The following is a 24897-nucleotide window of genomic DNA, read 5'->3' on the forward strand; positions in this document are numbered from 1 at the left end:
CACGCAGTGAAACTTCGCCTTGTTTTGGATACTCGCTGGCTCATCTGCACTGAAATTTTTGTTTCTTCGATTTGGCTTTGTTGGTAGCGACACTCAAAAGCAAAAGCTGGATCCCCGATAAAAGATCTCGGGAATGACGGTTTGAACATTACTTCAAGTGAGGGTAAATCGAAGAGATAGAATATCAGGCGCAAGCGCGGCTGTGGCCGTCGATGGCAGGGATGCCATCGTTGAGCTTACAGGGACGTACTTGCAGCGTGTCACAGAAGTGCTTGCGCAAAAGCCTGCGGCAGGCAATTGATTGCAGTAATGGTAATGTATAAATTTAACGATCAAATAACTAAACTGCCATGGCATGAATTATTTCTGTTTTAGATAATAGCTGACTCATCTGCACCTGAATTTTTTGTTTCTTCGATTTAGCTTTGTTGGTTGCTACATTTAAAAGCAAAAGCTGGATCCCCGATAAAAGATCCCGGGAATGACGGTTTGAACATTACTTCAAGTGAGGGTAAAGCGAAGAGATAGAATATCAGGCGCAAGCGCAGCTGTGACCGTCGATGGCAGGGCGAATTTTCATGGTATGAAACGCTATGGGCGAGAGTCATGGATGCCGAACTGGCAGTTACACAAGGATGTTGTTTAACATCATTGAGCTTACAGGGACTTATTCTATATAAAGAGTGCAGCGTGACACAGAAGTGCTTGCGCCAAAGCCTGTGGCAGGCAATTGATAGCAGCAATGGTACTTTATAAATTTAACCATTAAATAACTAAATCAGCATTCGGATCAGGTTCTCGCATTCTTTGCCACCAGGTTGCATTAGCCTCTATTTGTCCTTGCTGATCAATTTTCGGATAAGGGATATTTTTACGTCGACAGGCTTTTGCATAAACTGGATGGCCTTGCTCGAACAACATTTTCTGGCAATAAGCTTCATCTAAATGACGAGTGCCATACATGCCTGCTTGTTCACGTTGGCGTTGTGCTTCATACATGATCAATGCAGAAGCGACCGATACATTGAGCGATTGCACCATACCAAGCATAGGGATAATGATATGTTGGTTAGCAATCGCTAGCCCTTCATCACTGACACCGTCACGCTCGTTGCCCATGATGATCACCGTTGGTTTGGTGTAGTCTATTTCGCGAAAGTCGACGGCGGTGTCAGAAAAGTTGGTCGCCAGCACTTGCATGCTCTGAGCTGTAAACTGAGAAGCCGCTTGGCTCATGTTGTCATGCACTATGGTTTTTACCCATTGCTGACTCCCAGAGGCTGTATTGCCTGATACTCGCATTTGAACGTCAGGCCATACCGCATGAACTTGATGTATACCCACGGCATCTGCGGTGCGAATAACCGCAGCAATGTTTTGGGTTTTATGGACGGTATCTAAACATAAAGTAAGATCAACCTGGCGATTATCTAGCATTTGATTAATACGGGTGAAACGTTCAGGGCTCATAATAAATATTCGGTAAAATTTTAGCTAACAACAAGTAAACAAAAGGGCGCATAAGCGCCCTCTATACTGAGTAATATTGGACGTTGATGACGGAGCTTATAGCTCCATAATGCCGTCCATTTCAACCAATGAGCCTTTTGGTAGCTCTTTTACCCCAATAGCAGCACGCGCTGGGTAAGGCTGTTGGAAGTAACGGCTCATGATGTCATTAACCGTAGCAAAGTGTGACAAGTCAGTTAAGAAGATATTTAACTTCACTATGTCTGACATTTTTCCGCCAGCAGCGTCACACACCGCGGTTAAGTTTTCAAATACTTGCACAACCTGTGCAGAAAACTCATCGCTTACCATGGTCATGGTTTTAGGGTCTAACGGAATTTGACCAGATAGATAAACAGTAGTGCCGACCTTTACTGCCTGAGAATAAGTGCCAATCGCCTGCGGGGCTTTGTCAGTAGCAATGATAATTTTTTCAGCCATCTTGTGCTCTCTTGTTGTTTATTATAATGATTTATATAAGGGTTATCTGTTGCGTGAGGTACGCAGTACTTCTGGAAGCACTCTGATACGGCGCATCACATTGGCTAAATGTACCCGATCATTGACCGAAATACGCAAATTAATTAAGTACACTCGGCCATCGCGCTCTTCGGTACTCAAGTTATGAATATTTGATCCTGCTGAAGCAATAATCGAGGTGATTTTTGCCAATGCACCTTGATGATTGACAATTTCAACGCGTAAATTAGCATGATATTCAACCCCTTCAGTATTATCCCAATGGACAGAGATATACTTGTCTGGTTCGCCTTGATAACCACGAATATTGGCACAGCTTTCCATATGCACCACTAAGCCTTTACCTGGACTAACATGGGCAATAACCGCATCACCAGGTATTGGTCGACAACAATTTGCATAGGTAACTAACATGCCCTCAGCACCGCGAATTGGCATGGCATGGCCATCTTTATTGTTGTGTGACTCTAGCTTTTGGCCGAGTAAGCGCTGTGCTATCACTATGCTCATCGCATTGCCCAAACCAATATCGGCTAACAATGAATCTAAGTTAGTATGTTTGGTTTCTTTGATAACTTTTTCGATCAAATCTGCAGGAATACTGTCAAACTTGGTTTCGCCCAATGCATGATTCAATAAGCGGCGTCCAAGTGTGATGGCATTGTCACCCTTTAAACTTTTCAATACTTGACGAATTTTACCGCGAGCTTTACCGGTTACCACAAAGTTAAGCCATGCAGCATTAGGGCGTGCACCTTTTGCAGTAATAATTTCAACCGTTTGGCCAGAAATTAGCGGTTGGCTTAGTGGGTAAGCTTGGCGATTCACTTTTGCGCCCACACAGGTATTACCCACATCGGTATGCACTTCATAGGCGAAGTCGACAGCGGTGGAATTAACCGGCAACTCTAAAATACGGCCTTCAGGAGTGAATACATAAATTTCGTCAGGGAAGAGTTCGGTTTTAACGTTTTCAACAAATTCGAATGAGCTAGACGCACTTTGCTGTAATTCAAGCAAGCTTTGCATCCATTTTCGGGCTCTGACCTGGGTGGTATTTTGCTGGCTAGCATCGGTTTTGTTTTTATACATCCAATGAGCGGCAACCCCTTTATCAGCCATTTGGTCCATTTCTTCGGTGCGTATTTGCACTTCAACTGGCACTGCATGGGGTCCAAATAACGAGGTGTGTAATGATTGATAACCATTGGCTTTAGGTATGGCGATATAATCTTTAAAGCGGCCTGGATGGGGTTTGTATAATCCATGCATGGCGCCGAGAACTCTATAACAGGTGTCAATGCTGTCAACGATGACTCTGAAGGCGTAAATGTCCATTACTTCTTCAAATTGCAGCTCTTTGTTGCACATTTTACGGTAAATGGAGTAAAGATTTTTTTCTCGGCCTTTGACCTTGCCTGCTATACCAGCATCTTCTAATCGCGTTTCAATGGCACCTTCGATACCAATGATTAATTCCTTACGATTTCCTCGTGCAGATTTAACCACTTCTTTGATCACTCGATATCGCATGGGGTAATAGGCTTGAAAGCCTAAATCCTCTAACTCTATTTTGATATTATGAATACCAAGACGGTTGGCGATAGGTGCGTATATTTCAAGGGTTTCGCGGGCAATGCGACGACGTTTATCAGGACGAAGCGCGCCTAATGTGCGCATGTTATGGGTTCGGTCAGCCAGTTTGATAAGAATAACCCGAATATCTTGTGTCATGGCCATCATCATTTTACGAAAGTTTTCCGCCTGCGCTTCTTTCTTATCGCGAAATTTGATCTTATCTAGCTTTGATACACCTTCGACTAATTCCGCCACATCAACACCAAATAACTCAGCAAGTTCTTCTTTGGTGACGGGGGTGTCTTCGATGGTGTCATGAAGCAGGGCAGCCATTAACGTCTCATAATCAAGACGCATGTCTGCCAGGATGCGAGCAACCGCAACCGGATGGGTAATGTAAGGTTCGCCACTTGTGCGCATTTGCCCTTCATGGGCATCGCGCGCGACCAAATAGGCCTGCTTGAGTAATTCTACTTGCTCCGGCTCTAAATAAGCGGAAGCTGATTCTTTGAGACCTTCAAACAGATACAAGTGGCGCTACTCCTTAAATTACACGACCTTCCGCAATGGCGGCAACAGCAGCTATTTCAGCAGCTTCGCGTTCACGGACAGTTTGACGCTCATCAGCATCTAAAGTATTAGAGGTGACTAAACCTAATTCGATTTCGCGTAAAGCGATAACCGTTGGCTTATCATTCATCTCTTCAACCATTGGATCTTTACCTTGCACAGCGATTTGGCGTGCACGACGCGCTGCAACCAGGATCATATCAAAACGGTTGCCGATTTTATTTACAGCGTCTTCTACAGTTACGCGAGCCATGTGTGGAAACTCCAGTGTTATCTATGGGGAAAAAATGACGCAAAATTGTACACTAAGACAATTAGTTTGCCAATAGATCGACAAGCATATCATTGTGAGTGTGTCTCTGACTAGCACAGGTTAATCTTTGACTGCTAATGATGGCTTTTAAATTGTCCAATGCAGTGTCGAAATTATCATTAATGATCACAAAATCATATTGAGTATAGTGTGACATTTCTGAGACAGCTTGAGCCATACGACTATCAATAACCTCTTGACTATCCTGGCCTCGACCAGTTAAACGGCGTGCAAGCTCGGTTTTTGATGGCGGTAAAATAAATACCCCAACGGCTTCAGGCATGAGCTTTTTAGCTTGCTCGCCACCTTGCCAGTCTATATCTAAAAAAACATCTACACCTTTGGCTAAGGTTTGTTCGATAACAGTGCGTGACGTGCCGTAGTAATTACCAAATACTTCAGCCCACTCAAAAAAGGCATTTTCAGCGATTAACGCTTTAAATTGTTCAACTGTGACAAAATGATAGTGTTGACCGTTAACTTCACCTGGTCGTGGTTGGCGAGTGGTATGAGATACAGATACTTGCATATCACTGGGATTATCTTTTAAAAGTGCGGAGATAAGAGACGATTTTCCTGCACCGCTAGGGGCTGACACAATAAAAAGATTTCCAAGAGTACTCATAGTTTTGCTGTTCTCACAATACGGTTAAGAAAGTTTAATATTATAACTCAACAAAAACTGCCTACATAGCCATAAAATCTCTGCCGATTGAGATTGAAATTCAGTACTCTCTTTTTACACAGATTCATACTAAAATACCCCCGCGACCCAAACGGGTTGCCTTGCTTACGATTCAAGGATTTTTCATGCAGTTAAACACGCTTTGGTGTTATCAAGGCCGCGACAATGCCTTCCGCTTTTTGGCCATCATTTTAGCCAGTTTTAGTTTTTTGTTTTTAGTCGGGATAGTTTTCCCGCAAAGCATGATTATTTTATTTGCAGCACTGCTAACAACGACAGTGATTAGCTTGTCTGCGCTCAGACGTTTACATGATGCAGGTAGACCCATTTTTTGGGTGTTACTTGCAGTCTTGCCACACTTATTATTTGTATTGAGTTGTTATTTGTTTTGGCCTTTTGCTGCTATTGCAGGAGTAGGTTTATTAGGTATTGCTTGTAGTGTTTTTATTAGCTTCTTTCCCGCCATTAGTCAAAAAGTGCCTTATGTTGAAGGTTATTATGGCCCTAAAGCACAGGTTAAGTCGGAATTAGGTGGCGTAAGAAAACGCCGTGAGCCACAGGTTTTTGGCCAGGCTGCTCGTGCGGATGTTAAACCGATGGCTGCTGAAGTGCATCATGTTGCTGATGATGAGCGGGGGCAAAATGAAGTCTCAGATATAGGTGCGCATCATGCCTCATTTGATCATGCAGAAGTTGAGGTTAATGAAACCGAACATACAAACAGCAAACATATCGACATTGATACTACCGACGAACCTTTAGTCGCATCAATGCGTTTTTCTGCAATTGATCAAGCACCCGAGTCAATGTCAGCTTTTAAGCAATCTTGGCAGGCATCTCATCGTTTTGATGTTGATCGTGATGCGCTTGATACCGGCTCGGTGACTGAGTTAATCAAATCTTGGTTAAATCGCTTAAAGGAGCATCATATTCCAGTGATTCTGGGCGCTAAGGTGTTAGGTGTATTACTGGTATCGGGTTTAATCGTATGGTTGCTAGTCAGTCTTACTAATAGCGGTGACAGTGATGAAAAAGCTATTGCCAAGGTTAACGTTACCCAATCAGGAAAAATCGACAGAGTCAGCGCTAAGTTGCCTGATGGTTTTTGGATAGTCATGCAAGACAGCATATTTATTGTGCGCTGGCTCGGTGATACAGATACGGCAAAAAACCTCTGGCGACTCGATACCGCCCAAGGCGATAAAACCTGTAGTGAGCTCGTTTTTAACGATGGTAGTGAATATAGGCCTATTAGTGTTGATTTAATGAGCGATGAGGCCACAGAAGCGCGTTTTTCACCTTTAGATAACAAATCTATTATTAATCATATTGCAATGCGTGGTAGTTTTAAGCTTTGTGGCTATGACTTTAGCTTAAAGGGCAGTCAAGCTACGTTAATGCAGCATCAAGAGTTTGCTGATTATCTACCGACAGATTAACTGAATATAATTAATACGATATAACTTAAAAAGAATATGGAGCGTATGAGTGAGTGATTTTATTAGGCAGCAAGTGCTGCCTCATTTTGGTATTGGTTTAGATAAAGTCACCATCTCAACGCTTGGAAATGGACACATTAATCAGACATATTTAGTACGTTGGCCCAAGGGCGAATTTGTTTTACAAAGAATAAATACCGATGTATTTACTCAGCCAAATTTACTGATTGAAAATGCATTACATGTCAGTGAACATCTTCAACAGCAAGTTGAACAAGGCCATTATCAATTACAAGTTGTTAAGCCTGTTAGCGCGCAAGATAAACAATATGCTATTAATCTTGGCGATGACGGCTATTGGCGGGCGATAACTTACTTGCCCAATAGCCATACTATTGAAGTGGTTACTAACACCGAACAAGCAAAAATGGCTGCCGGAGCCTTTGGTCATTTTGTCGCGGCATTGAGTTCACTCAACCCAGATTGCATTAATGATGTTATTAAAGATTTTTTGAATTTTCCTTTTAGACTACAACAGCTACAGCAAGCGGTCAGTGATGATAAATGCCAGCGCTTGTCAGAATGCCAATATTGGGTTGATTTGGTTTTTAGTCAACATGCGTTATTTGATGAGCTTGAGCAGGTTGAATTGCTATTACCTTTGCGTGTTTGCCATAATGACACCAAAATCAACAACATGCTGTTTGATGAGCGTGATATGTCAAGTATGGCCATTATTGATTTGGATACCTGCATGAAAGGGTATTTGATGTATGACTTTGGTGACATGGTGCGTGCTTTTTGTTCGCCAGAGGAAGAAGATTCCACCGCATTAGATAAGGTAATTGCACGACCAGAGATTATAGCTGCGGCCAGTGAAAGCTACATCAAAGCATTAGAAGGGATCATTACTCCAATAGAAAAACGGAGTTTATGGCTAGGTATAAAAGTTATGGCATTGATGTTGGGCAGTCGTTTTTTAGCCGATCATATCAATGGCGATGCTTATTTTAGTATTCACAGACCTAATCATAATTTAGATCGTGCGGCTAACCAGTTAACGATTTTTAAAAGTTTGCTGGGGCAAGAAGCCAAATTAAAACCACTTTTCGAGTAATTATCAGTTAACTCAACATATCAATTAATGGGTGAATGTAATTAATGCATATTTCAAAATATCAGTGGATTTTATTTGATGCCGATGACACCTTGTTTCACTTTGATGCTTTTGCTGGACTGAAGTTATTATTTTCAAAATATGGTGTTGAATTTAGTCATGCAGATTTTGACCATTATCAAAAGGTAAATAAACCTCTTTGGGTTGAATACCAAAATGGGGTCATTGATGCCAAAACGTTACAGACGCAACGATTTGTTGAGTGGGGAATAAAGCTAACCGTTCAGCCTGAGCAGTTAAATCATGGTTTTTTGACGGCAATGGCCGATATTTGCGAACCTTTACCTGGTGCTAGGGCGCTTATTGATGCTTTAGTGGGTAAAGTTAATCTAGGTATTATTACCAATGGCTTTACTCAGCTTCAGCAAATTCGCCTGCAAAAAACCGGTATGGAAACGGCATTTTCTCAAGTGATTATTTCTGAGCAAGTGGGAAAAGCGAAACCCGATAAAGCGATATTTGATCATGCTTTTGAACGAATGGGCCATCCTGAAAAGCATCAAGTGTTAATGGTTGGGGACACATTACAGTCAGATATTTTGGGCGGTATTAATGCCGGAATTGACACTTGCTGGTTAAACTCTGCGGGTGTAATGGCTGATAGTAATATTACACCTCACTACCAAGTTGGCTCATTAACCGAATTACATCAACGACTATTGCCATAATTAATCGATTCTCATATTCAAACGAACATAAAAAAGCCGTATTAAGTTTTAACTGAATACGGCTTTATCATTTTCATAATTAGCTATTGGAATAAATCTTCCGCAACGCTATCAATAAATGTCTCACCAGAGCTTTGAGTTTCTATTGCATATTCTTTGGGCTCAGTGCCGGCAACAAAATATTCAAATGCGGTTGTGTGATCAGTCTTTCTTGTGAGCTTACCTGTTTCTAAATCAATACGAACAGAGACAATGCCTTTTGGTGGTTCAGCCGATACTTCGGTTGTGCCTTTTAATGCTTTATTCATAAAGTCATTCCAGCCAGGGCCAGCGGTTTTTGCGCCGGCTTCTCCGCCTGATATTTGATCAGGAGCACCGCTAGCCATCCAACTGGCACGCCCTAGTTGACGGCCGTGGTCATCAAATCCTACCCAAAATGTCGACGTTAACGTAGGGTTAAATCCACTAAACCAAGTGTCACGAGATTCGTTGGTTGTTCCTGTTTTACCTGCAATGTCATGGCGTTTAAGTAACTTAGATGCACGCCACGCAGTACCATTCCAACCAGTACCTTTACTCCAATCTCCGCCACCCCATATAACACTTTTAAGCGATTCGGTGATCAAAAAGGCAGTTTGCTCTGAAATAACTTGCTTAGCATAGCGGCCATTTTGACGATTACAGACTAATTCAGTATCTGAATTAGCGGCTGATAAATCTTGATTCATTGCAGCAAAAAAATCGTTGCTAGCCTCATCGTCAGATGGCTCGCTAATCGTTTGCTCATCTAAACCGGATGAACAAGCAAGAGTAGGTGAGGCTTGCTCAATGACATTATCGTATGAATCTGTTACATGGTCGATAAAGTAAGGTTCAACTAAGTAACCGCCATTGGCGAACACGTTAAACGCAGTGGCTACCTGTAAAGGTGTTACCGAAGGTGAGCCTAAAGCCAAAGATTCATTACGGGGTAAATCTTTAGCATCAAAGCCAAATTTTACCAGTTCATCAGTGGCATTTTGTAAACCCACATGACGAAGTGCGCGTACCGCCATAACGTTAATCGATTGAGCTAAACCTACTCTTAGTCGAGTTGGCCCGCCATAGATATCTGGCGAATTTTTAGGACGCCATGCAGTGCCTTGGCGAGTATCAGGCTTATTAATAGGCGCATTATTAATTAAGGTCGCAAGAGTCCAGTCTTTCTCAAGGGCCGAAGCATAAATAAATGGTTTAATATTTGAGCCGAGTTGACGCTTAGCTTGGGTCACCCGGTTAAACTGGCTTTTGCTAAAACTAAATCCACCAACCAGTGTGCGAATAGCCCCATCAAATGGGTCTAAACTTACCGTGGCACTGGCAACCTCAGGAATTTGCGATAATTGCCAGAAGCTGCCGTTATTACGCACATAGACTTGCTGTCCCTGCGATAAAATATCAGTAGCAAGCTTAGGCGGTAAACCTTGACGTTTATCAGTAATAAATTTACGTGCCCATTTTAATCCTGACCATTCAATGGTTATTTCAGAACCATCAGCAAGCATCATTTTTGCTTGTTGATCTGTAACAGACATTACTGCTGCAGGTAAAATACCTTGCATTGGTGGCGTTTGGGCTAACTGTTCAATAATCTCAGTACGACCAAGTGGCGTTCCTGTCCAGAGTTGCGAAATTGGACCGCGATACCCATGACGTTGATCGTATGCGAATACGTTATCTCGTAATGCATCCTGAGCCATTAATTGTAAATCAGATGAAATAGTGGTGTAAACATTATAGCCATTGGTATAAGCCGCTTCTTCACCGTATTTCTGGATCATGTAATCGCGGGCCATTTCAGAAATATATGGGGCATATAAGTCAATTTCTGCACCGTGATATCTTGCCGTAAGCGGGGCGTCAATCGCTTCTTGATATTCTGCCTCAGTAATGTTGTTTTTCTCTAACATTCTGCTTAATACCCAGTTACGACGTGCTTGAGCTCTAGCGGGGTTACGTATTGGATTGGCCGCTGATGGTGCTTGAGGCAAGCCTGCAATCATTGCCATTTCTGGTAATGACAACTCATTTAAGTTCTTACCATAATAAACTTGCGCCGCTGCCCCAACACCGTATGCGCGGTTTCCTAAAAATGAGCGATTTAAATATAAGGTTAAAATTTCATGTTTAGTGAGGGCTTTTTCAATTTTTAACGCGAGAAAAATTTCTTTTACTTTACGAATATATGTTTTTTCGTTTGATAAGAAAAAGCCTCGAGCAACTTGCTGGGTTATAGTACTCGCACCTTGGCTTTTTTTGCCTGTCGTAATTAAAATTGTTGCAGCACGAATAATACCGATTGGATCAATACCTTTATGTTCAAAAAATCTCGCATCTTCGGTATCAAGTACAGCATTGATAAGCTGTTGTGGCACGTCTTCAAACTCAACAGGCACTCGACGTTTCTCACCAAATTGAGAAATGAGTTTGCCGTCACTACTATATATACGCAGTGGTGTTTGTAATTGAACTGTTTTTAGTGAGTTAACATCAGGTAAGTCAGGTAAAACATAAAAATATGCTGCAGCAATAGCACCTACACCAAGTAAAGAAAGACTAAAAAAAGCAATTATTAATCGTTTAAACCACTTCACGCATGTATTCCAAAAAAACTTAAATAGGGCGATAGTATATAAGCCGCAACCATTTTGGTGAAGTAAAAACGTATAAACAAAAAAATAGTGTTTGTACAATATAGAAACATTTTGTACAAATAAGTGTAACGAGATGATTTTGTGCTACTATATTTTAAAACAATAAAAGAATTGTGATGACGGAATATGCTTTCTAAATTATGGAAGCGTCAAGCTCCGCAAATGGTGGGGGTCGATATTGGCTCCCATGAAGTAAAAGCCATATTGCTAAGCAAGACTGCTGATGGATATAAAATTCAAAATTATGCAACTGTACCAATTAAAAAAGGTGCCGTTGCCGATCATGATATTCGCGATTCTGAAGCCGTATTAGAATCGTTAAGACAAGTAAAACGTTCTTTGCCTAAAGGGGTGAAGTTCGCGTCTGTTGCTGTTTCAGGGTCCGCGGTTATGACCAAAGTGATTTACATGGATGCTTCATTGAATGAAGAAGAGATGGAAGCACAAATTGAAATCGAAGCAGATAACTTGATCCCCTATTCACTCGATGAAGTCAGTATCGATTTCGAAACTCTGAGTCAAAACAGCACCGACCCGACAAAGGTGGATGTTTTGCTGAGTGCTTGTCGTACAGAAAATATTGACTCACGTGTTGATGCTTTAGATGCTGTCGAATTAGATGTGAAAGTGGTTGATGTTGAAGGGTATGCGTTAGGTCGCTCAGCTGAGTTGATTTACGCACAACTTCCAGAAGGCGCTAAAGATAAAACCATTGCGATGGTAGATGTCGGTGCTAATATCACTACATTTGCCGTTGTCGAACGCGGTGAAACGACTTTTATTCGTGAGCAAGCATTTGGTGGGGAGCTATTCACTCAGTCAATTTTATCATTTTATGGTATGTCCCATGCCGAAGCTGAATTAGCTAAAGTGAGTGGTAACTTACCTAGAAACTATATGTTTGAAGTGTTATCCCCATTTCAAACTCAACTGCTGCAACAAATCAAGCGTACTCTACAGATATACTGCACAGCCAGTGGGCGTGAAAAAGTGGATTACGTGGTGTTATGTGGCGGAACAGGTAGATTAGAAGGTATGGCAACCGTATTAACTAATGAACTTGGCGTTTATGCCATTGTCGCGGATCCCTTTCAAGGCTGTTTGTATGCCGATGAAGCAATTAAATCCCAATTACAGCCATCAATTAATAAGTTCATGGTAGCAAGTGGCTTGGCGCTGAGGAGTTACGCTCAATGGCGAACATAAATTTACTCCCGTGGCGCGAAGAGGCACGGGAAAAACAAAAGCGTGACTTTATTGGTATCCTCGCGCTAGTCTTTCTAGTGACATCTTTATTGGTCTATTTGTTTATTAGTTACATTGAATTAGTGACCGATGATCAACGTCAGCGTAATAGTTATTTAATGTCTGAAATTTCCTTATTAGATACTCAGATTGCAGAAATAAGCGAAATAACCAAACGTAAAAAAGATATTGAACGTCGAACTGAAATTATTTTAGCACTTCAGCAATCTCGTAACTTACCCACTCATGTATTAGATGAGTTGGTTAGGATAGTTCCACCAGGCATTTATTTATCGAGTATTGAGAAAAAAGGCAGCACCCTTTGGATTGAAGGTCGCAGCGAGTCAAATAATAACGTTGCGAATATGATGAGGAAAGTAACAACTTCTGAGTATTTATCGGATCCAAGCATGCAGTCTATTATTTCTCAAAATGAAGAATTACGCCAATTGCAGCGGTTCAAGCTAAAAGTGTCTATTACTAATCAGTTCGGTAATCAAGCCCTTGATATGCAACAAGGAGCGAAAAAATGAATTTAGATTTAGACCAATTTAATGATATTGATTTTGAAAATATTGGTGGCTGGCCTAAGTTAGTCAAACTCGTTTTTGCAGCGTTCTTATCTATATGCGTTATTGGTGCCAGTTATTATCTGTTTATTGCCGATACCATTTCAGTAATGGAGTCAGAACAAAATAAAGAAATCGAATTAAAAGCTGATTTTGAAACTAAATATCGATTAGCTGCTAATCTAAAGTTATACCGCGAACAACTTGTTATCATGGAAATGCAATTTGCCGAGTTATTAAAAATGCTGCCTTCTGAAAATGAAATGCCAGGATTACTTGATGATATAACTTTTGCAGCAACCGATGCGGGTTTAAGAATAAACAGTTTAGACTGGGATAATGAAATTGAACGTGATTTCTATATCGAATTTCCTATTAGGTTAAATGTTGAGGGTGATTATCATGAAATAGGCAATATGGTTAGTGGTGTTGCAAAGCTCCCACGTATTGTTAGTTTGCATGATTTTACTATTACCTACAAAGAGGGCGGTGGTTTGTCTATGGCTATTTTAGCTAAAACCTATCGCTTTAAAGAAGGTGCAGAGTTACCTAAAGAAATTGCTAAGGGGAAGAATTAAATGAAACTCTTACCCGTTTTTATTGGTGTTAGCTTGTTATTAACAGGCTGTATTGGTGACCGCAGTGATTTAGAGTTGTTTGTTACGACCACTAAAGCACAGCATGTTGCCCGTATTCCACCACTAACAGAAACACCAAAGTTTGAGCATTTTTCATATCAAGCTGAATTAATGCGCAGCCCTTTTGTTCCGCCTTCAAGAGAGTTAACCGAAGAGGTTATTGATACCTCAAAAGACTGTTTACAACCCGACTTGGCAAGACGTAAAGGCAGATTGGAAACCTACGCGCTAGATAATTTAAGAATGCGTGGTACGTTAAGTGAAGACGATAGTATTTGGGCATTAATCGAATCAGCCGATGCTAATGTTTATCGTATGGGTGTGGGCGAGTATTTAGGGCTTTATCATGGTCGCATTTCAAATGTAACGCCCCAATATATCGAAATTATAGAATTAATTCCTGATGGTTCAGGTTGTTGGGCTGAACGTCCTAGCAACTTAGAATTATCTGGCAAATAACCATGCGAAGGATGAGAGAATAATGAAATCTTCTGCCGCGATGAGAAAATCAATGACGAATTCATCAATAATAAAAACCCTCCTAGGGTCAGTGCTATTAATTTTTGCCTTGCCGAGTGCTTTTGCGGCTAATCGCCTATTGGATGTGAAATATCATTCAATTGTCGATCATCAATTAGAATTAGAGCTGGTATTCGAGTCTGAAATCACTTCCCCTACAGTGGACCTTTCAGCCAATCCGGCCGAAATTATTTTAAACTTTGATGACACCATCTCTAGCTTAGCGAAAGATAAATTAGCGATCGATAGTGTGGGTGTGAAATATCTAACAGCACAGCAACAAGCCAGTGATCTTTCAGTTATTGTTGCGCTCAAAAGTGTTAAGCCTTATCAGGGTAAAATTGAGGGTAATACTTATCGATTAACGATTAACGATGCGGTGTCAGGGCCTTCTAGTGCTGATAATCCATTTGTGAATTCGATACAAAGTATTGATTTTAGAAGAAATGCAAAAGGTGGCGGAGAATTATTATTTAATCTCAGCAATCGCTCTGTGGCTGCCAATGTCGAGCAGGTTGGTGCCAAGCTCGAAATTAAATTATATAACACTAATATTGGTGATGACTTATTGTATGTCATGGATGTTCAGGACTTTGCAACTCCAGTCAGTAGTTTTGAAACATTTAAAGAAGACTTAACCTCACGAGTGTTAGTCGATGTAGGTGGCAACTATGAATACAATTACAAGCAAGATGGTAATGTATTTACTGTTAGTATCGATAAAATAGAAAGAGTATCTGTTGCTAAAGAGGCTAAGAAATATAATGGCCGCTCTTTATCATTAAATTTTCAAAATATTTCAGTCAGAACTGTCCTACAAATTATTGCCGATTATAATAATTTTAACCTAGTGACGAGTGATACCGTCGAAGGAAATATTACCCTACGTTTAGATGATGTACCTTGGGATCAGGCATTAGACTTAATTTTGCAAACCAAAGGACTTGATAAACGTATTGAAGGTAATATTTTGATGGTTGCGCCGAGTGAAGAATTGGCTATCCGTGAAAGTAACGACCTCAAGAATAAGCAGGAAGTAAAAGAGTTAGCACCATTATACTCTGAGTACTTACAGATTAATTATGCTAAAGCGGTCGATATTGCTGAGCTATTAAAAAGTACAGACTCCAGCTTATTATCTACCCGTGGCAGTGTGGCTGTTGATGAACGTACTAACACTTTATTGGTGAAAGATACTGCAGAGATTTTAGAAAGTATTCATCGTTTAATAGAAGTGCTCGATATCCCTATAAAACAAGTGCTAATCGAAGCACGTATGGTTACTGTTAAAGATGATGTTTCTGAAGACTTAGGTATTCGCTGGGGCATCACAGATCAGCAGGGTACTAAAGGCTCTTCTGGTTCACTTGAAGGTGCGGGAAGCATCGCTGGTGGGCTTGTTCCAAGCTTAGATGATCGCTTAAACGTTAATTTGCCTGCGGCGATTTCGAACCCAACAAGTATTGCCTTTCATGTGGCAAAGTTAGCCGATGGTACCGTGCTTGACCTAGAGTTAAGTGCATTAGAGCAAGAAAACAAAGGCGAAATTATTGCAAGCCCACGTATTACAACCTCAAACCAAAAGGCTGCTTATATTGAGCAAGGTGTTGAGATCCCTTATGTGGAGTCAGCGTCAAGTGGTGCAACATCGGTTACCTTTAAGAAAGCTGTGTTGTCGTTACGTGTTACTCCACAAATTACCCCTGATAACCGTGTGATTTTAGATCTAGAAATCACCCAAGATTCACAGGGTAAAACGGTTCAAACCCCTACAGGTGAGGCTGTGTCTATCGATACGCAGCGCATTGGTACCCAAGTGCTTGTGGATAACGGTGAGACGATTGTATTGGGTGGTATTTACCAACAGAACTTAATTAGCCGAGTGAGCAAGGTGCCAGTTTTAGGCGATATACCTTTAGTTGGCTTCTTATTCAGAAACACATCTGATAAAAACGAACGCCAAGAGCTATTGATTTTCGTGACCCCTAAGATTATTTCTGAAAAGTTATAACATACAATAAAATGATAAAGGCCAGCTAACTCTTAGCTGGCCTTTGCTTTTGGCTACATTATGGACTTTTATTGAATATAATTGCCACCATCACTTGCCAGCAGTAGCCTTAAGCTGAGATAATCCTCCGTCAAGTCTCAGTAGAGCAAGGTAATATTTTAAGCGGTCGGCTGTATCTTTAGTCGATCAGGCATTCTTTTATATAAGATTCAGACGTATACGAAATGGCTGAAAAACGTAATATTTTTCTAGTAGGCCCTATGGGCGCAGGTAAAAGCACAATTGGCCGTCATTTGGCTCAAATGCTGCATTTAGAATTCCACGATTCTGACCACGAGATTGAACAACGTACAGGCGCTGATATCGCTTGGGTGTTCGATGTTGAAGGTGAAGAAGGTTTCCGTCGTCGTGAAGCACAAGTTATTGCCGATCTTTCAGAGAGGCAAGGTATTGTGTTAGCAACTGGTGGTGGCTCAGTTCAGAGTAAAGATATTCGCAATTATCTTTCTGCTCGCGGAATTGTGGTGTATTTAGAGACGACTATCGATAAACAAGTTGCTCGTACGCAACGTGATAAACGTCGTCCATTACTGCAAGTTGATGACCCACGCGAAGTTCTTGAGAACTTAGCAGAATCGCGTAATCCTTTGTACGAAGAGATTGCCGATGTCATCGTAAAGACAGACGAACAAAGTGCGAAAATTGTCGCAAATCAAATAATTGAGCAACTCGGTTTTTAGGTAAAGCAATGCAACAAATTCAGGTCGATTTAGGTGATAGAAGTTATCCTATTTATATAGGCCAGAATTTGATGCATGATAGCGCGCTTTTTAGCCGTTACCTTGCAAACAAGAATATACTCATCGTTAGCAATGACACTATTGCCCCTTTGTACTTATCTACATTGGAACAGGCAATGGTGTATTGTGCGTCAGTTGAAAAAATTATTCTGCCTGATGGCGAGCAATTCAAAAATCTTGAGCATCTGGATCTTATTTTTTCAGCTTTGCTAGAGGGTAATTTTGCTCGTGATTCAGTTCTCGTTGCTTTGGGTGGTGGGGTTATCGGCGATATGACCGGTTTTGCGGCTGCATGTTATCAGCGTGGAATCGATTTTGTTCAAGTGCCGACGACATTATTGTCTCAAGTTGATTCTTCTGTTGGCGGCAAAACGGCTGTAAATCACCCCCTTGGCAAGAATATGATAGGCGCATTTTACCAACCTAAAAGCGTTATCATTGATACCGATTGCTTAAAAACCCTTCCTGCTAATGAATTTTCTGCTGGTATGGCAGAAGTCATCAAATATGGCATTATTTGGGATGGAGAGTTTTTTTCTTGGTTAGAGCAAAATGTCGCCGCGTTAAAAGCGTTAGATACACAGGCGTTGGAATATACCATAGCCAAATGCTGCCAGATTAAAGCTGATGTCGTCACACAAGACGAAACGGAACGCGGAGTCAGGGCGTTACTTAATCTTGGCCATACCTTCGGTCATGCTATAGAAGCTGAAATGGGCTATGGTACCTGGCTGCATGGTGACGCTGTAGCAGCAGGCACAATTCTTGCTGCATTGACTGCGCAGGAACTCGATTTGATAGATGAGTCAATAGTTTGTCGTATTAGAAATCTATTTGTTGCATTTGACCTACCCGTTAATGCTCCTAAGTCGATGGATTTTGATAGTTTTATTAAGCATATGCGCCGTGACAAGAAAGTATTAGCTGGTAAGATTCGATTAATTTTGCCAACTGCTTTAGGTCAGGCAGACGTTTTCAGTGATGTTAGTGAAGACTTACTTGAGCGGGTGATCAACCGCGCATAATTGACGTGTGGTGGATTTTTTGACTTCAGCATTATTATTACTGCCAACCCAAGAAGAGCTCGTTGAGCGACTTCAGCATACCGCCAGCTATAGTGGACAGTTACTGTTATTATGTGGCCAAAACGGATCGGGTAAATCTACCTTAAGTGCAGCACTAGCCAGTGAACTTGATGATTATAATTCGGCGCTTGTCCTTTGCCCTCAGCATGCTGCTTCAGCAGAGATCCGACGTAAAATTCTGGTTCAATTAATTTCTTCGCCTATTTTCGACGATGAAATCCCCCTGATGGATACCATTATGCGTATTCAAGCAACGTTGACTAAACCCTTACATATCATTATTGATGATGCCCATTTATTGCCAAAAACCTTATGGGCAGAATGCATTCTGCTATCAAAAATTCAATGTGGCGGCTCAAATGTTTCAGTGACTATGGCAATGGATTCCTCTTATCTTTCAAAATTAATGGCTGAGCTATCCAATGACATGCGTCAGTTATTATTGCCTATTACCATTGAACCATTGCCGATAGCAGAGCGGGATGGTTTATATCAAAGCTTACTAATGAGATCCGGTAGTACCTCTTTTATCGCGAGAGATATTATTCATCGTCAGCTCGAAAATCAATCAGGTACGCCTTTTGAAGTTGTTGAATTATTGCAATTAGCGATAACTGAGCCGAAACAAAATAGCCCTGCTTGGGGGATGAAAATCAAATTAGCCTCGTTGTTAATGCTTGTGACTGTATTGGTAATAATGGGCTACTTTGTTAAAAATGAGCCAAGGTTTAATCAAGTAGAATTAACCGAGCCACAGAAGCAATTGACCGCACTTCAGCAACAACAACGAGACAGCGCTGAAGCCTTTATCGTATTCTATGGTAAGACATTGATATCATCTATTAAGTCAGCGACAAAAAATAATCAAACTCATCCTCCTTTTGCGATACAGAGCATTAAACTACCTGGGATAGAAAAGGTGAGTCACAGTAGGGATACTGCGCTTGTAAAAGACTCGACAGCGCTTAATAACACCGAATCTATCGCTGATGCTGAAAGCTCTGCAGCTGAACCGAAAGCCGCTAGTTCGGATATGCCAAGTGTTGTGAAAGATGTTCGCAAGCCAGTGCTCACAAAGATAAATGATAACAATGGTCTACTTAATAAGGGCTATACGCTTCAGTTGGCCAGCGTAATAGATAAGAAATCATTAGAATCGATAATAACTAAAATCGGTAATAAAGAGTCTGTTTATATCGCTAAACATAAGCAGCGTTATGTGTTGTTGTTTGGTCAGTATTTTTCTCCACAGGAGGCTCAACAACAGGCTAAGCGGTTACAAGCTGAGCATGGCATAAGTGCTCCTTGGGTGAGAAAGTGGACCGATTTAAGCGAATATAGAATTGAACTGGAAAGTCGATGATAAATAAGTGTAAACAGAGTACAATCTCCAGCTTTAATTTTGGCAGCAAGCAACTTACTTTATGACAAAAAAGCATAGAGCCTTTCTAAAATGGGCGGGTGGAAAATTTAAACTCGTCGATGAATTGTCGAAACATCTACCAAAAGGTCAGCGATTAGTTGAGCCTTTTGTTGGTGCTGGCTCAGTGTTTTTAAATACCCACTTTGACGACTACTTGTTATGCGATATTAATCAAGATTTGATTAATCTTTATGAAATAGTAAAGCAAAAGCCGGATGCTTATATCAAGGCGACTAAAGCATTATTTGTTGCTGAAATGAATAACAAAGAAGCTTATTATCAGATACGTACCGATTTTAATTTGAGCCGTGATCCGTTTACCCGCTCGGTATATTTTTTATACTTAAATCGTTTCGGATTCAATGGCTTGTGTCGGTATAACCGCAAAGGTGGCTTTAACGTACCTTTTGGTTCATACAAAAAACCCTATTTCCCTGAAGCCGAAATTCGCCATTTTTCAGCTAAAGCCAAAAATGCCACATTTAAATGTATTGGTTATGAAGGTGCATTCGCTTTAGCAAAAGAAGGCGATGTTATTTATTGTGATCCTCCTTATGCTCCATTATCGACCACCGCAAGTTTTACTACCTACGCAGGTCCAGGCTTTAGTTTAGATGATCAGGCATTACTTGCCAGACATTCACGTCATACAGCCCATAAACGCAATATTCCAGTGCTGATCAGTAATCATGACATTGCGCTGACCAGAGAGCTTTATCGTGGTGCAAAGCTTGCCACAATATCTGTGCAAAGAAATATTAGCCAGAAAGGTGCTTCGCGAATTAAAGTAGATGAAATTATGGCGCTATATGACCATCACTATTGTGACGATGAAGAAAACTAGGCTTGAGAGATTAGCTAAGGACTTGTTGCACAATAAAAATTAACGTTAAAACCATCACGACAGCTAGAGCAATGCCCATTAGAATAAAAGGCACAGGTGAAGTTGTTTTAAAATCTCGCTGACGATTACTATCGGTTTGTACCCCAAAAAATGCGGCAATCGTGCTGCTAAATACTCGCCAAAAAGACATTGTTAAATCTGCTCTGGCTTATTTGATGCAGGTATATCTGCAAGTGGTTTATCTTTATGACCATATAATAATTCAATTAAGTCGATAAAATGAAATTGACTTGAACGACTATTGCCAGAGATCCAATTTTTCCAACTTACATCATGTTCTTTGGTGGCACAGCGGTTGACTGGGTGGCTAGAGGGTAAACTCGCATTATAATTTACATCCGTATCACAGGCGCATGCCTGATCAATATTTTGTTTGGCTAACGATGAAAATGCAAAACTAATTAGCACGACCAAGGTTGAAGTCGTCACCATAGCAGCGATCGATTTTACTGACTTAGTGCTAAGGTACGAAAATAAACGATGTGGACGTAATTCCATAAGGGGATCCTTTCCATTAATTAACGCCAGTATATTGCTGGCATTGTTCGCTTTCACTTTCAACAAACTTGAACTTAATATAAATTGTTTTCTAAAAAATTTAATACTTAATTAACAATGTGTTAGTTTGCTTGATTTGCATTTAGCTTCTATAGAATTGATAGCTAGTTAGTCATACTAGTGCATTGGTACCATCTAGCTGTACCTGAAATACTGCCAAAATCTTATTCATTATACCAAATCCGTATAGTTTATGAACATTTACAGCATATTTATTTTAAAAATCAAACTTGTTGCATACCTAGGGCTTTTTTTTGTCGTTTAACTAGAGGCTTTTCGCCTCAAAGGGTAAACTATTACTTCATTTATTTTGCTGCGAGACCAAGATGCAACCTTATTTAATTGCTCCATCAATCTTATCTGCTGACTTTGCCCGTTTGGGTGACGATGTTAAAGCTGTACTCGATGCGGGTGCAGATGTGGTGCATTTTGATGTAATGGACAATCATTATGTCCCTAATCTTACTATAGGCCCTATGGTTTGTACGGCATTACGTCAATATGGGATCACTGCGGATATTGATGTTCATTTAATGGTTAAACCTGTAGATAGAATAGTACCTGACTTTGCTAAAGCAGGTGCATCAATTATTACCTTCCATCCAGAAGCGTCTGAGCATGTTGATCGTACCTTACAGTTGATTAAAGAGTCAGGATGTAAAGCAGGTTTAGTGTTTAATCCTGGCACACCATTGCATTACTTAGACCATGTAATGGATAAGCTGGATGTTATTTTATTAATGTCGGTTAACCCCGGTTTTGGTGGTCAGTCATTCATTCCGTCAACATTAGATAAATTACGCCAAGTACGCCAACGTATTGATGCCAGTGGTTTTGATATTCGTTTACAAGTAGATGGCGGTGTTAAGGTTGATAACATTGCTGAAATCGCGGCAGCAGGTGCGGATATGTTTGTAGCGGGGTCGGCTATTTTTAGTCAACCTGATTATAAAACGGTCATCGATGAAATGCGCAGCGAGTTAGCAAAAGTATAATCTATAACGTCAACTTCATTAGCAGTAAATAGTAGCCTAACCATGACAAATTTTGATCAAATACGTGCCATAGCCTTTGATTTGGATGGCACCTTAATAGACAGTGTGCCAGATTTGGCTGCCGCAACCAATGCAACATTACTTGAATTGGCTTTGCCACAAGCAAGCGAAGATCAAGTTAGGGGCTGGGTAGGCAATGGCGCTAAAATGCTGATGCACCGAGCGCTAAGCTTTGCACTGGCTAAAGAGGTTGATGAATCGCTATTAACAGACACTATGCCTAAGTTTATGCATCATTATGGTGTGTTTCTGGAGAAATATAGCCGATTATATCCTAACGTATTGTCGACGCTAATGGCTTTAAAACAGGCTGGCTATCGTTTGGCTGTGGTGACGAACAAACCCTATCGTTTCACTATTCCGCTATTAGAAGCGTTTGGTTTACGTGATTTCTTTGATCATGTGTTAGGGGGGATTCATTGGCAAAAATGAAGCCTGATCCATTACCCCTTAATCACCTTTTGCAGCAATGGCAAATTGAACCACAACAGTTGTTGATGATAGGCGACTCTAAGAATGATATCTTAGCAGCTAAATCGGCCAAGGTTGCAGTCATAGGGTTAACTTATGGTTATAACTATGGTGAACATATTCGTTTAAGCGAACCGAATGAAGTGTGTGATGACTTTGGCCAAATCGGTCAGTTTTTACTTTCTAAATAATTTTACAACACAGTAATTGGAGCAACAAAACCCATGACTAAACCCATAGTTTTCAGCGGAGCACAGCCATCAGGCGAGCTCACCATAGGTAATTATATGGGCGCGCTACGCCAGTGGGTGGCAATGCAAGACACACATGATTGTATTTATTGTGTCGTTGACTTGCATGCAATTACTGTTCGTCAAGACCCTGAGAAATTACGTGATGCGTGCTTAGATACATTAGCGCTGTATCTAGCCTGTGGTGTTGACCCTGATAAAAGTACCGTGTTTGTCCAGTCACATGTGCCGCAGCATACTCAGTTAAGTTGGGCGTTGAACTGTTACACCCAAATGGGTGAGCTAAATCGCATGACCCAGTTTAAAGACAAGTCACAAAAGCATGCTAACAATATTAATGTCGGTTTATTTGGTTACCCTGTATTGATGGCGGCAGATATTTTATTGTATCAAGCGCAATCAGTGCCTGTAGGGCAAGATCAAATGCAGCATCTTGAACTGACGCGTGATATTGCCACTCGCTTCAATAATGCCTATGGCGATACTTTTACCGTGCCTCAGGCATATATTCCAGAACACGGCGCTAAGGTAATGTCATTACAAGAGCCGCTGAAGAAAATGTCTAAGTCTGATGATAACCGCAATAATGTGATTGGTCTGCTAGAAGAGCCAAAGGCAATTCTGAAGAAAGTTAAAAAAGCCATGACAGACAGCGACGAGCCACCAGTGGTGCGTTTTGATGTTGAAAATAAACCCGGTGTATCGAACCTATTGAGCCTGATGTCAGGTGTAACGGGTAAGTCTATTGCGACTTTAGAAGCTGAGTTTGAAGGCAAAATGTACGGCCATTTAAAAGTTGAAGCAGGTGAAGCGGTTGTCGCTATGCTTGAACCGTTACAGGAACGTTTTAAGCAGTATCGTGCAGATGAAGCTTATCTTGAGCAGGTGATGAAGCAAGGGGCTGAAAAAGCCAAAGCGCGCGCCCAAGCAACTATAGACTTGGTGTATAAGAAAATCGGCATGATTGTATAGGGTTTCTTATGCATAAAAAAGCACCTTTTTAGGTGCTTTTTTGATTTATACAATTAGGTTTTAAAGTTCGACTAATCTTCTTCTTTGGGCTCGACATATTCGAACACTTTAACGACTTTACGAACTCCGGCGGTATTGCGGGCTACGTCAACGGCCAGATCAGCTTGGCTACGTTCAATCAAACCGAGTAAAAATACCTCGCCATTTTCAGTAATCACTTTAATGCGCGTCACATCTAATGATTTCTCATTCAACATACGGCCTTTTACTTTAGTGGTTACCCAAGTGTCATTGCTACGGGTGGTAAACGAAGTGGGATTACCAATACGTATTTGATTATGAATTTTACCGCCAATATTTAACTCTTGTACTGCTTTAATTGCTTTATCGCGCAACATAGAGTTAGGCGCTTGCCCATACATTAATACGTTACCGTTCATCACCACGCCAGTTATATTGGTTTGATTATTTAAGTCTTCGTATTTTGAAAGGGCGCCAGTAATATCAAAGCCAGCATTGGTATCACTGATTTGAGTAGACATACTGCGCTCATCATTAGCCATCTTGGCGCCACCAACAGCGCCAACCATAACTGCCCCAGCACATCCTTGCAGCAAGGCTATAACCGAGATGATGGCAACAAGCTTTATCATGCTTGTTCATCCTGAGGGAACAACGTACGGTCAATATTGTCACATAAGCAGTGAATGACTAATAAATGTACCTCTTGAATACGCGCGGTAACATTTGATGGCACACGAATTTCAACATCGCCAGCACTCATCAAGCCTGCCATAGCGCCGCCATCTTTACCTGTCATTGCGACAATAGTCATGTCACGGCTTAAAGCAGCTTCCATGGCTTTAATAATGTTGCCAGAGTTACCACTGGTAGAAATAGCCAATAAAATATCACCTGGTTGGCCTAAGGCTAAAATCTGCTTAGAGAAAACTTCATCGTAACTGTAGTCATTCGCAATGGCTGTAATAGTTGATGTGTCGCAGCTTAATGCAATAGCCGGTAAAGGTGGGCGCTCAATTTCATAACGGTTAAGTAGCTCAGCCGAAAAATGCTGCGCGTCACCGGCACTGCCGCCATTACCACATGAAAGAATTTTATTACCGCCGAGTAAACATTGCACCATCATTTCAGCAGCTTTTTCAATTGATTCAGGTAAGGCTTCCGCCGCATCAATTTTAGTTTGAATCGATTCTGTGAAACTGTCTTTAATACGTTCTAACATGCAACAATCCTTACGATATAGAATTTTTACTGGCGGCTAAC

Annotated in this window: 24 protein-coding genes and 1 pseudogene; 15 read left to right on the plus strand and 10 right to left on the minus strand. The window is 41.0% G+C overall.

The window, feature by feature from the left end; translation table 11 throughout:
* Positions 1 to 765 precede the first annotated feature (765 nt).
* From trmH to gmk, 5 genes are all read right to left on the minus strand, one after another.
* A complete protein-coding gene (gene trmH / locus ACRWQL_RS11940) occupies positions 766 to 1470 on the minus strand; it encodes a tRNA (guanosine(18)-2'-O)-methyltransferase TrmH (protein WP_434950169.1) in 705 nt (234 codons plus the stop codon).
* Between the two features lie 96 nt (positions 1471 to 1566).
* Positions 1567 to 1950 carry a RidA family protein gene (locus tag ACRWQL_RS11945; RefSeq protein WP_226412795.1) on the minus strand — a complete coding sequence of 128 codons (384 nt, stop codon included), beginning with the start codon at positions 1948 to 1950 and terminating at the stop codon, positions 1567 to 1569.
* Between the two features lie 42 nt (positions 1951 to 1992).
* Entirely contained in the window at positions 1993 to 4098 is a 2106-nt protein-coding gene (gene spoT / locus ACRWQL_RS11950; RefSeq protein ID WP_434927420.1) for a bifunctional GTP diphosphokinase/guanosine-3',5'-bis pyrophosphate 3'-pyrophosphohydrolase, read from the minus strand.
* A gap of 13 nt (positions 4099 to 4111) precedes the next feature.
* Complete coding sequence (rpoZ, locus tag ACRWQL_RS11955; protein ID WP_188735731.1) at positions 4112 to 4390, minus strand: DNA-directed RNA polymerase subunit omega; 279 nt, start codon at positions 4388 to 4390, stop codon at positions 4112 to 4114.
* 61 nt (positions 4391 to 4451) lie between these two features.
* The gene (gene gmk, locus ACRWQL_RS11960) at positions 4452 to 5075 is read right to left on the minus strand and encodes a guanylate kinase (RefSeq protein WP_434950171.1); all 624 of its coding nucleotides are present in this window, start codon (positions 5073 to 5075) and stop codon (positions 4452 to 4454) included.
* Positions 5076 to 5260: 185 nt separating this feature from the next.
* Between gmk and ACRWQL_RS11965 the strand changes: the two genes are divergently transcribed.
* From ACRWQL_RS11965 to yjjG, 3 genes are read left to right on the plus strand one after another with little or no spacing between them, the layout of a single operon-like run.
* A complete protein-coding gene (locus tag ACRWQL_RS11965; RefSeq protein ID WP_434950173.1) occupies positions 5261 to 6574 on the plus strand; it encodes a DUF805 domain-containing protein in 1314 nt (437 codons plus the stop codon).
* Between the two features lie 49 nt (positions 6575 to 6623).
* A complete protein-coding gene (locus ACRWQL_RS11970; RefSeq protein WP_434950174.1) occupies positions 6624 to 7691 on the plus strand; it encodes an aminoglycoside phosphotransferase family protein in 1068 nt (355 codons plus the stop codon).
* A 44-nt stretch (positions 7692 to 7735) separates the two neighbouring features.
* Positions 7736 to 8419: a pyrimidine 5'-nucleotidase gene (yjjG, locus tag ACRWQL_RS11975; protein ID WP_434950176.1), complete on the plus strand. Its 684-nt coding sequence runs from the start codon at positions 7736 to 7738 to the stop codon at positions 8417 to 8419.
* A gap of 83 nt (positions 8420 to 8502) precedes the next feature.
* On the opposite strand, the gene ACRWQL_RS11980 is transcribed toward yjjG, so the two are convergent.
* Entirely contained in the window at positions 8503 to 11052 is a 2550-nt protein-coding gene (locus ACRWQL_RS11980) for a penicillin-binding protein 1A (protein ID WP_434950178.1), read from the minus strand.
* Positions 11053 to 11238: 186 nt separating this feature from the next.
* On the opposite strand from ACRWQL_RS11980, the gene ACRWQL_RS11985 reads away from it, so the two are divergent.
* The 9 genes from ACRWQL_RS11985 (at position 11239) to ACRWQL_RS12025 (ending at position 20246) form a co-directional block, all read left to right on the plus strand.
* The gene (locus tag ACRWQL_RS11985; protein WP_434939325.1) at positions 11239 to 12318 is read left to right on the plus strand and encodes a pilus assembly protein PilM; all 1080 of its coding nucleotides are present in this window, start codon (positions 11239 to 11241) and stop codon (positions 12316 to 12318) included.
* Positions 12306 to 12890 (plus strand): PilN domain-containing protein, encoded by a 585-nt coding sequence (locus ACRWQL_RS11990; RefSeq protein ID WP_226412816.1) that lies wholly within the window; start codon positions 12306 to 12308, stop codon positions 12888 to 12890. The genes ACRWQL_RS11985 and ACRWQL_RS11990 overlap by 13 nt, the downstream gene beginning before the upstream one ends.
* Entirely contained in the window at positions 12887 to 13504 is a 618-nt protein-coding gene (locus ACRWQL_RS11995) for a type 4a pilus biogenesis protein PilO (protein WP_226412818.1), read from the plus strand. The genes ACRWQL_RS11990 and ACRWQL_RS11995 overlap by 4 nt, the downstream gene beginning before the upstream one ends.
* Positions 13505 to 14023, plus strand: a complete 519-nt coding sequence (locus ACRWQL_RS12000; RefSeq protein WP_434927413.1) for a pilus assembly protein PilP — start codon at positions 13505 to 13507, stop codon at positions 14021 to 14023.
* Positions 14024 to 14045: 22 nt separating this feature from the next.
* Positions 14046 to 16094 (plus strand): type IV pilus secretin PilQ, encoded by a 2049-nt coding sequence (locus ACRWQL_RS12005; protein ID WP_434950180.1) that lies wholly within the window; start codon positions 14046 to 14048, stop codon positions 16092 to 16094.
* Positions 16095 to 16318: 224 nt separating this feature from the next.
* Positions 16319 to 16834: a shikimate kinase AroK gene (gene aroK, locus ACRWQL_RS12010; RefSeq protein WP_188842299.1), complete on the plus strand. Its 516-nt coding sequence runs from the start codon at positions 16319 to 16321 to the stop codon at positions 16832 to 16834.
* Between the two features lie 8 nt (positions 16835 to 16842).
* Positions 16843 to 17919 (plus strand): 3-dehydroquinate synthase, encoded by a 1077-nt coding sequence (aroB, locus tag ACRWQL_RS12015; protein ID WP_434950182.1) that lies wholly within the window; start codon positions 16843 to 16845, stop codon positions 17917 to 17919.
* Positions 17920 to 17938: 19 nt separating this feature from the next.
* Positions 17939 to 19342, plus strand: coding sequence for an AAA family ATPase (locus ACRWQL_RS12020; protein WP_434950184.1), 1404 nt, complete (start codon positions 17939 to 17941; stop codon positions 19340 to 19342).
* 61 nt (positions 19343 to 19403) lie between these two features.
* A complete protein-coding gene (locus ACRWQL_RS12025) occupies positions 19404 to 20246 on the plus strand; it encodes a Dam family site-specific DNA-(adenine-N6)-methyltransferase (RefSeq protein WP_434950186.1) in 843 nt (280 codons plus the stop codon).
* Positions 20247 to 20256: 10 nt separating this feature from the next.
* Here the strand turns inward: ACRWQL_RS12025 and ACRWQL_RS12030 are convergent, their stop codons facing one another.
* Positions 20257 to 20436, minus strand: a complete 180-nt coding sequence (locus tag ACRWQL_RS12030; RefSeq protein WP_434927408.1) for a DUF2970 domain-containing protein — start codon at positions 20434 to 20436, stop codon at positions 20257 to 20259.
* A gap of 2 nt (positions 20437 to 20438) precedes the next feature.
* A complete protein-coding gene (locus ACRWQL_RS12035) occupies positions 20439 to 20804 on the minus strand; it encodes a hypothetical protein (RefSeq protein ID WP_434950188.1) in 366 nt (121 codons plus the stop codon).
* A 386-nt stretch (positions 20805 to 21190) separates the two neighbouring features.
* On the opposite strand from ACRWQL_RS12035, the gene rpe reads away from it, so the two are divergent.
* The 3 genes and pseudogenes from rpe (at position 21191) to trpS (ending at position 23613) form a co-directional block, all read left to right on the plus strand.
* On the plus strand, positions 21191 to 21859 hold the full coding sequence (gene rpe, locus ACRWQL_RS12040) for a ribulose-phosphate 3-epimerase (protein WP_226412835.1): 669 nt from the start codon (positions 21191 to 21193) through the stop codon (positions 21857 to 21859).
* A 42-nt stretch (positions 21860 to 21901) separates the two neighbouring features.
* Positions 21902 to 22581, plus strand: a pseudogene (locus tag ACRWQL_RS12045) (phosphoglycolate phosphatase).
* Between the two features lie 33 nt (positions 22582 to 22614).
* Positions 22615 to 23613 carry a tryptophan--tRNA ligase gene (gene trpS / locus ACRWQL_RS12050; protein WP_434927405.1) on the plus strand — a complete coding sequence of 333 codons (999 nt, stop codon included), beginning with the start codon at positions 22615 to 22617 and terminating at the stop codon, positions 23611 to 23613.
* A 71-nt stretch (positions 23614 to 23684) separates the two neighbouring features.
* On the opposite strand, the gene ACRWQL_RS12055 is transcribed toward trpS, so the two are convergent.
* Positions 23685 to 24266, minus strand: a complete 582-nt coding sequence (locus tag ACRWQL_RS12055; protein ID WP_226412841.1) for a BON domain-containing protein — start codon at positions 24264 to 24266, stop codon at positions 23685 to 23687.
* Positions 24263 to 24856: a phosphoheptose isomerase gene (locus ACRWQL_RS12060; RefSeq protein ID WP_434950190.1), complete on the minus strand. Its 594-nt coding sequence runs from the start codon at positions 24854 to 24856 to the stop codon at positions 24263 to 24265. The genes ACRWQL_RS12055 and ACRWQL_RS12060 overlap by 4 nt, the downstream gene beginning before the upstream one ends.
* Positions 24857 to 24897: the final 41 nt, after the last annotated feature.

The organism is Shewanella sp. HL-SH4, assembly GCF_051164845.1.
In the GTDB taxonomy this organism is placed as follows: domain Bacteria; phylum Pseudomonadota; class Gammaproteobacteria; order Enterobacterales; family Shewanellaceae; genus Shewanella; species Shewanella glacialimarina.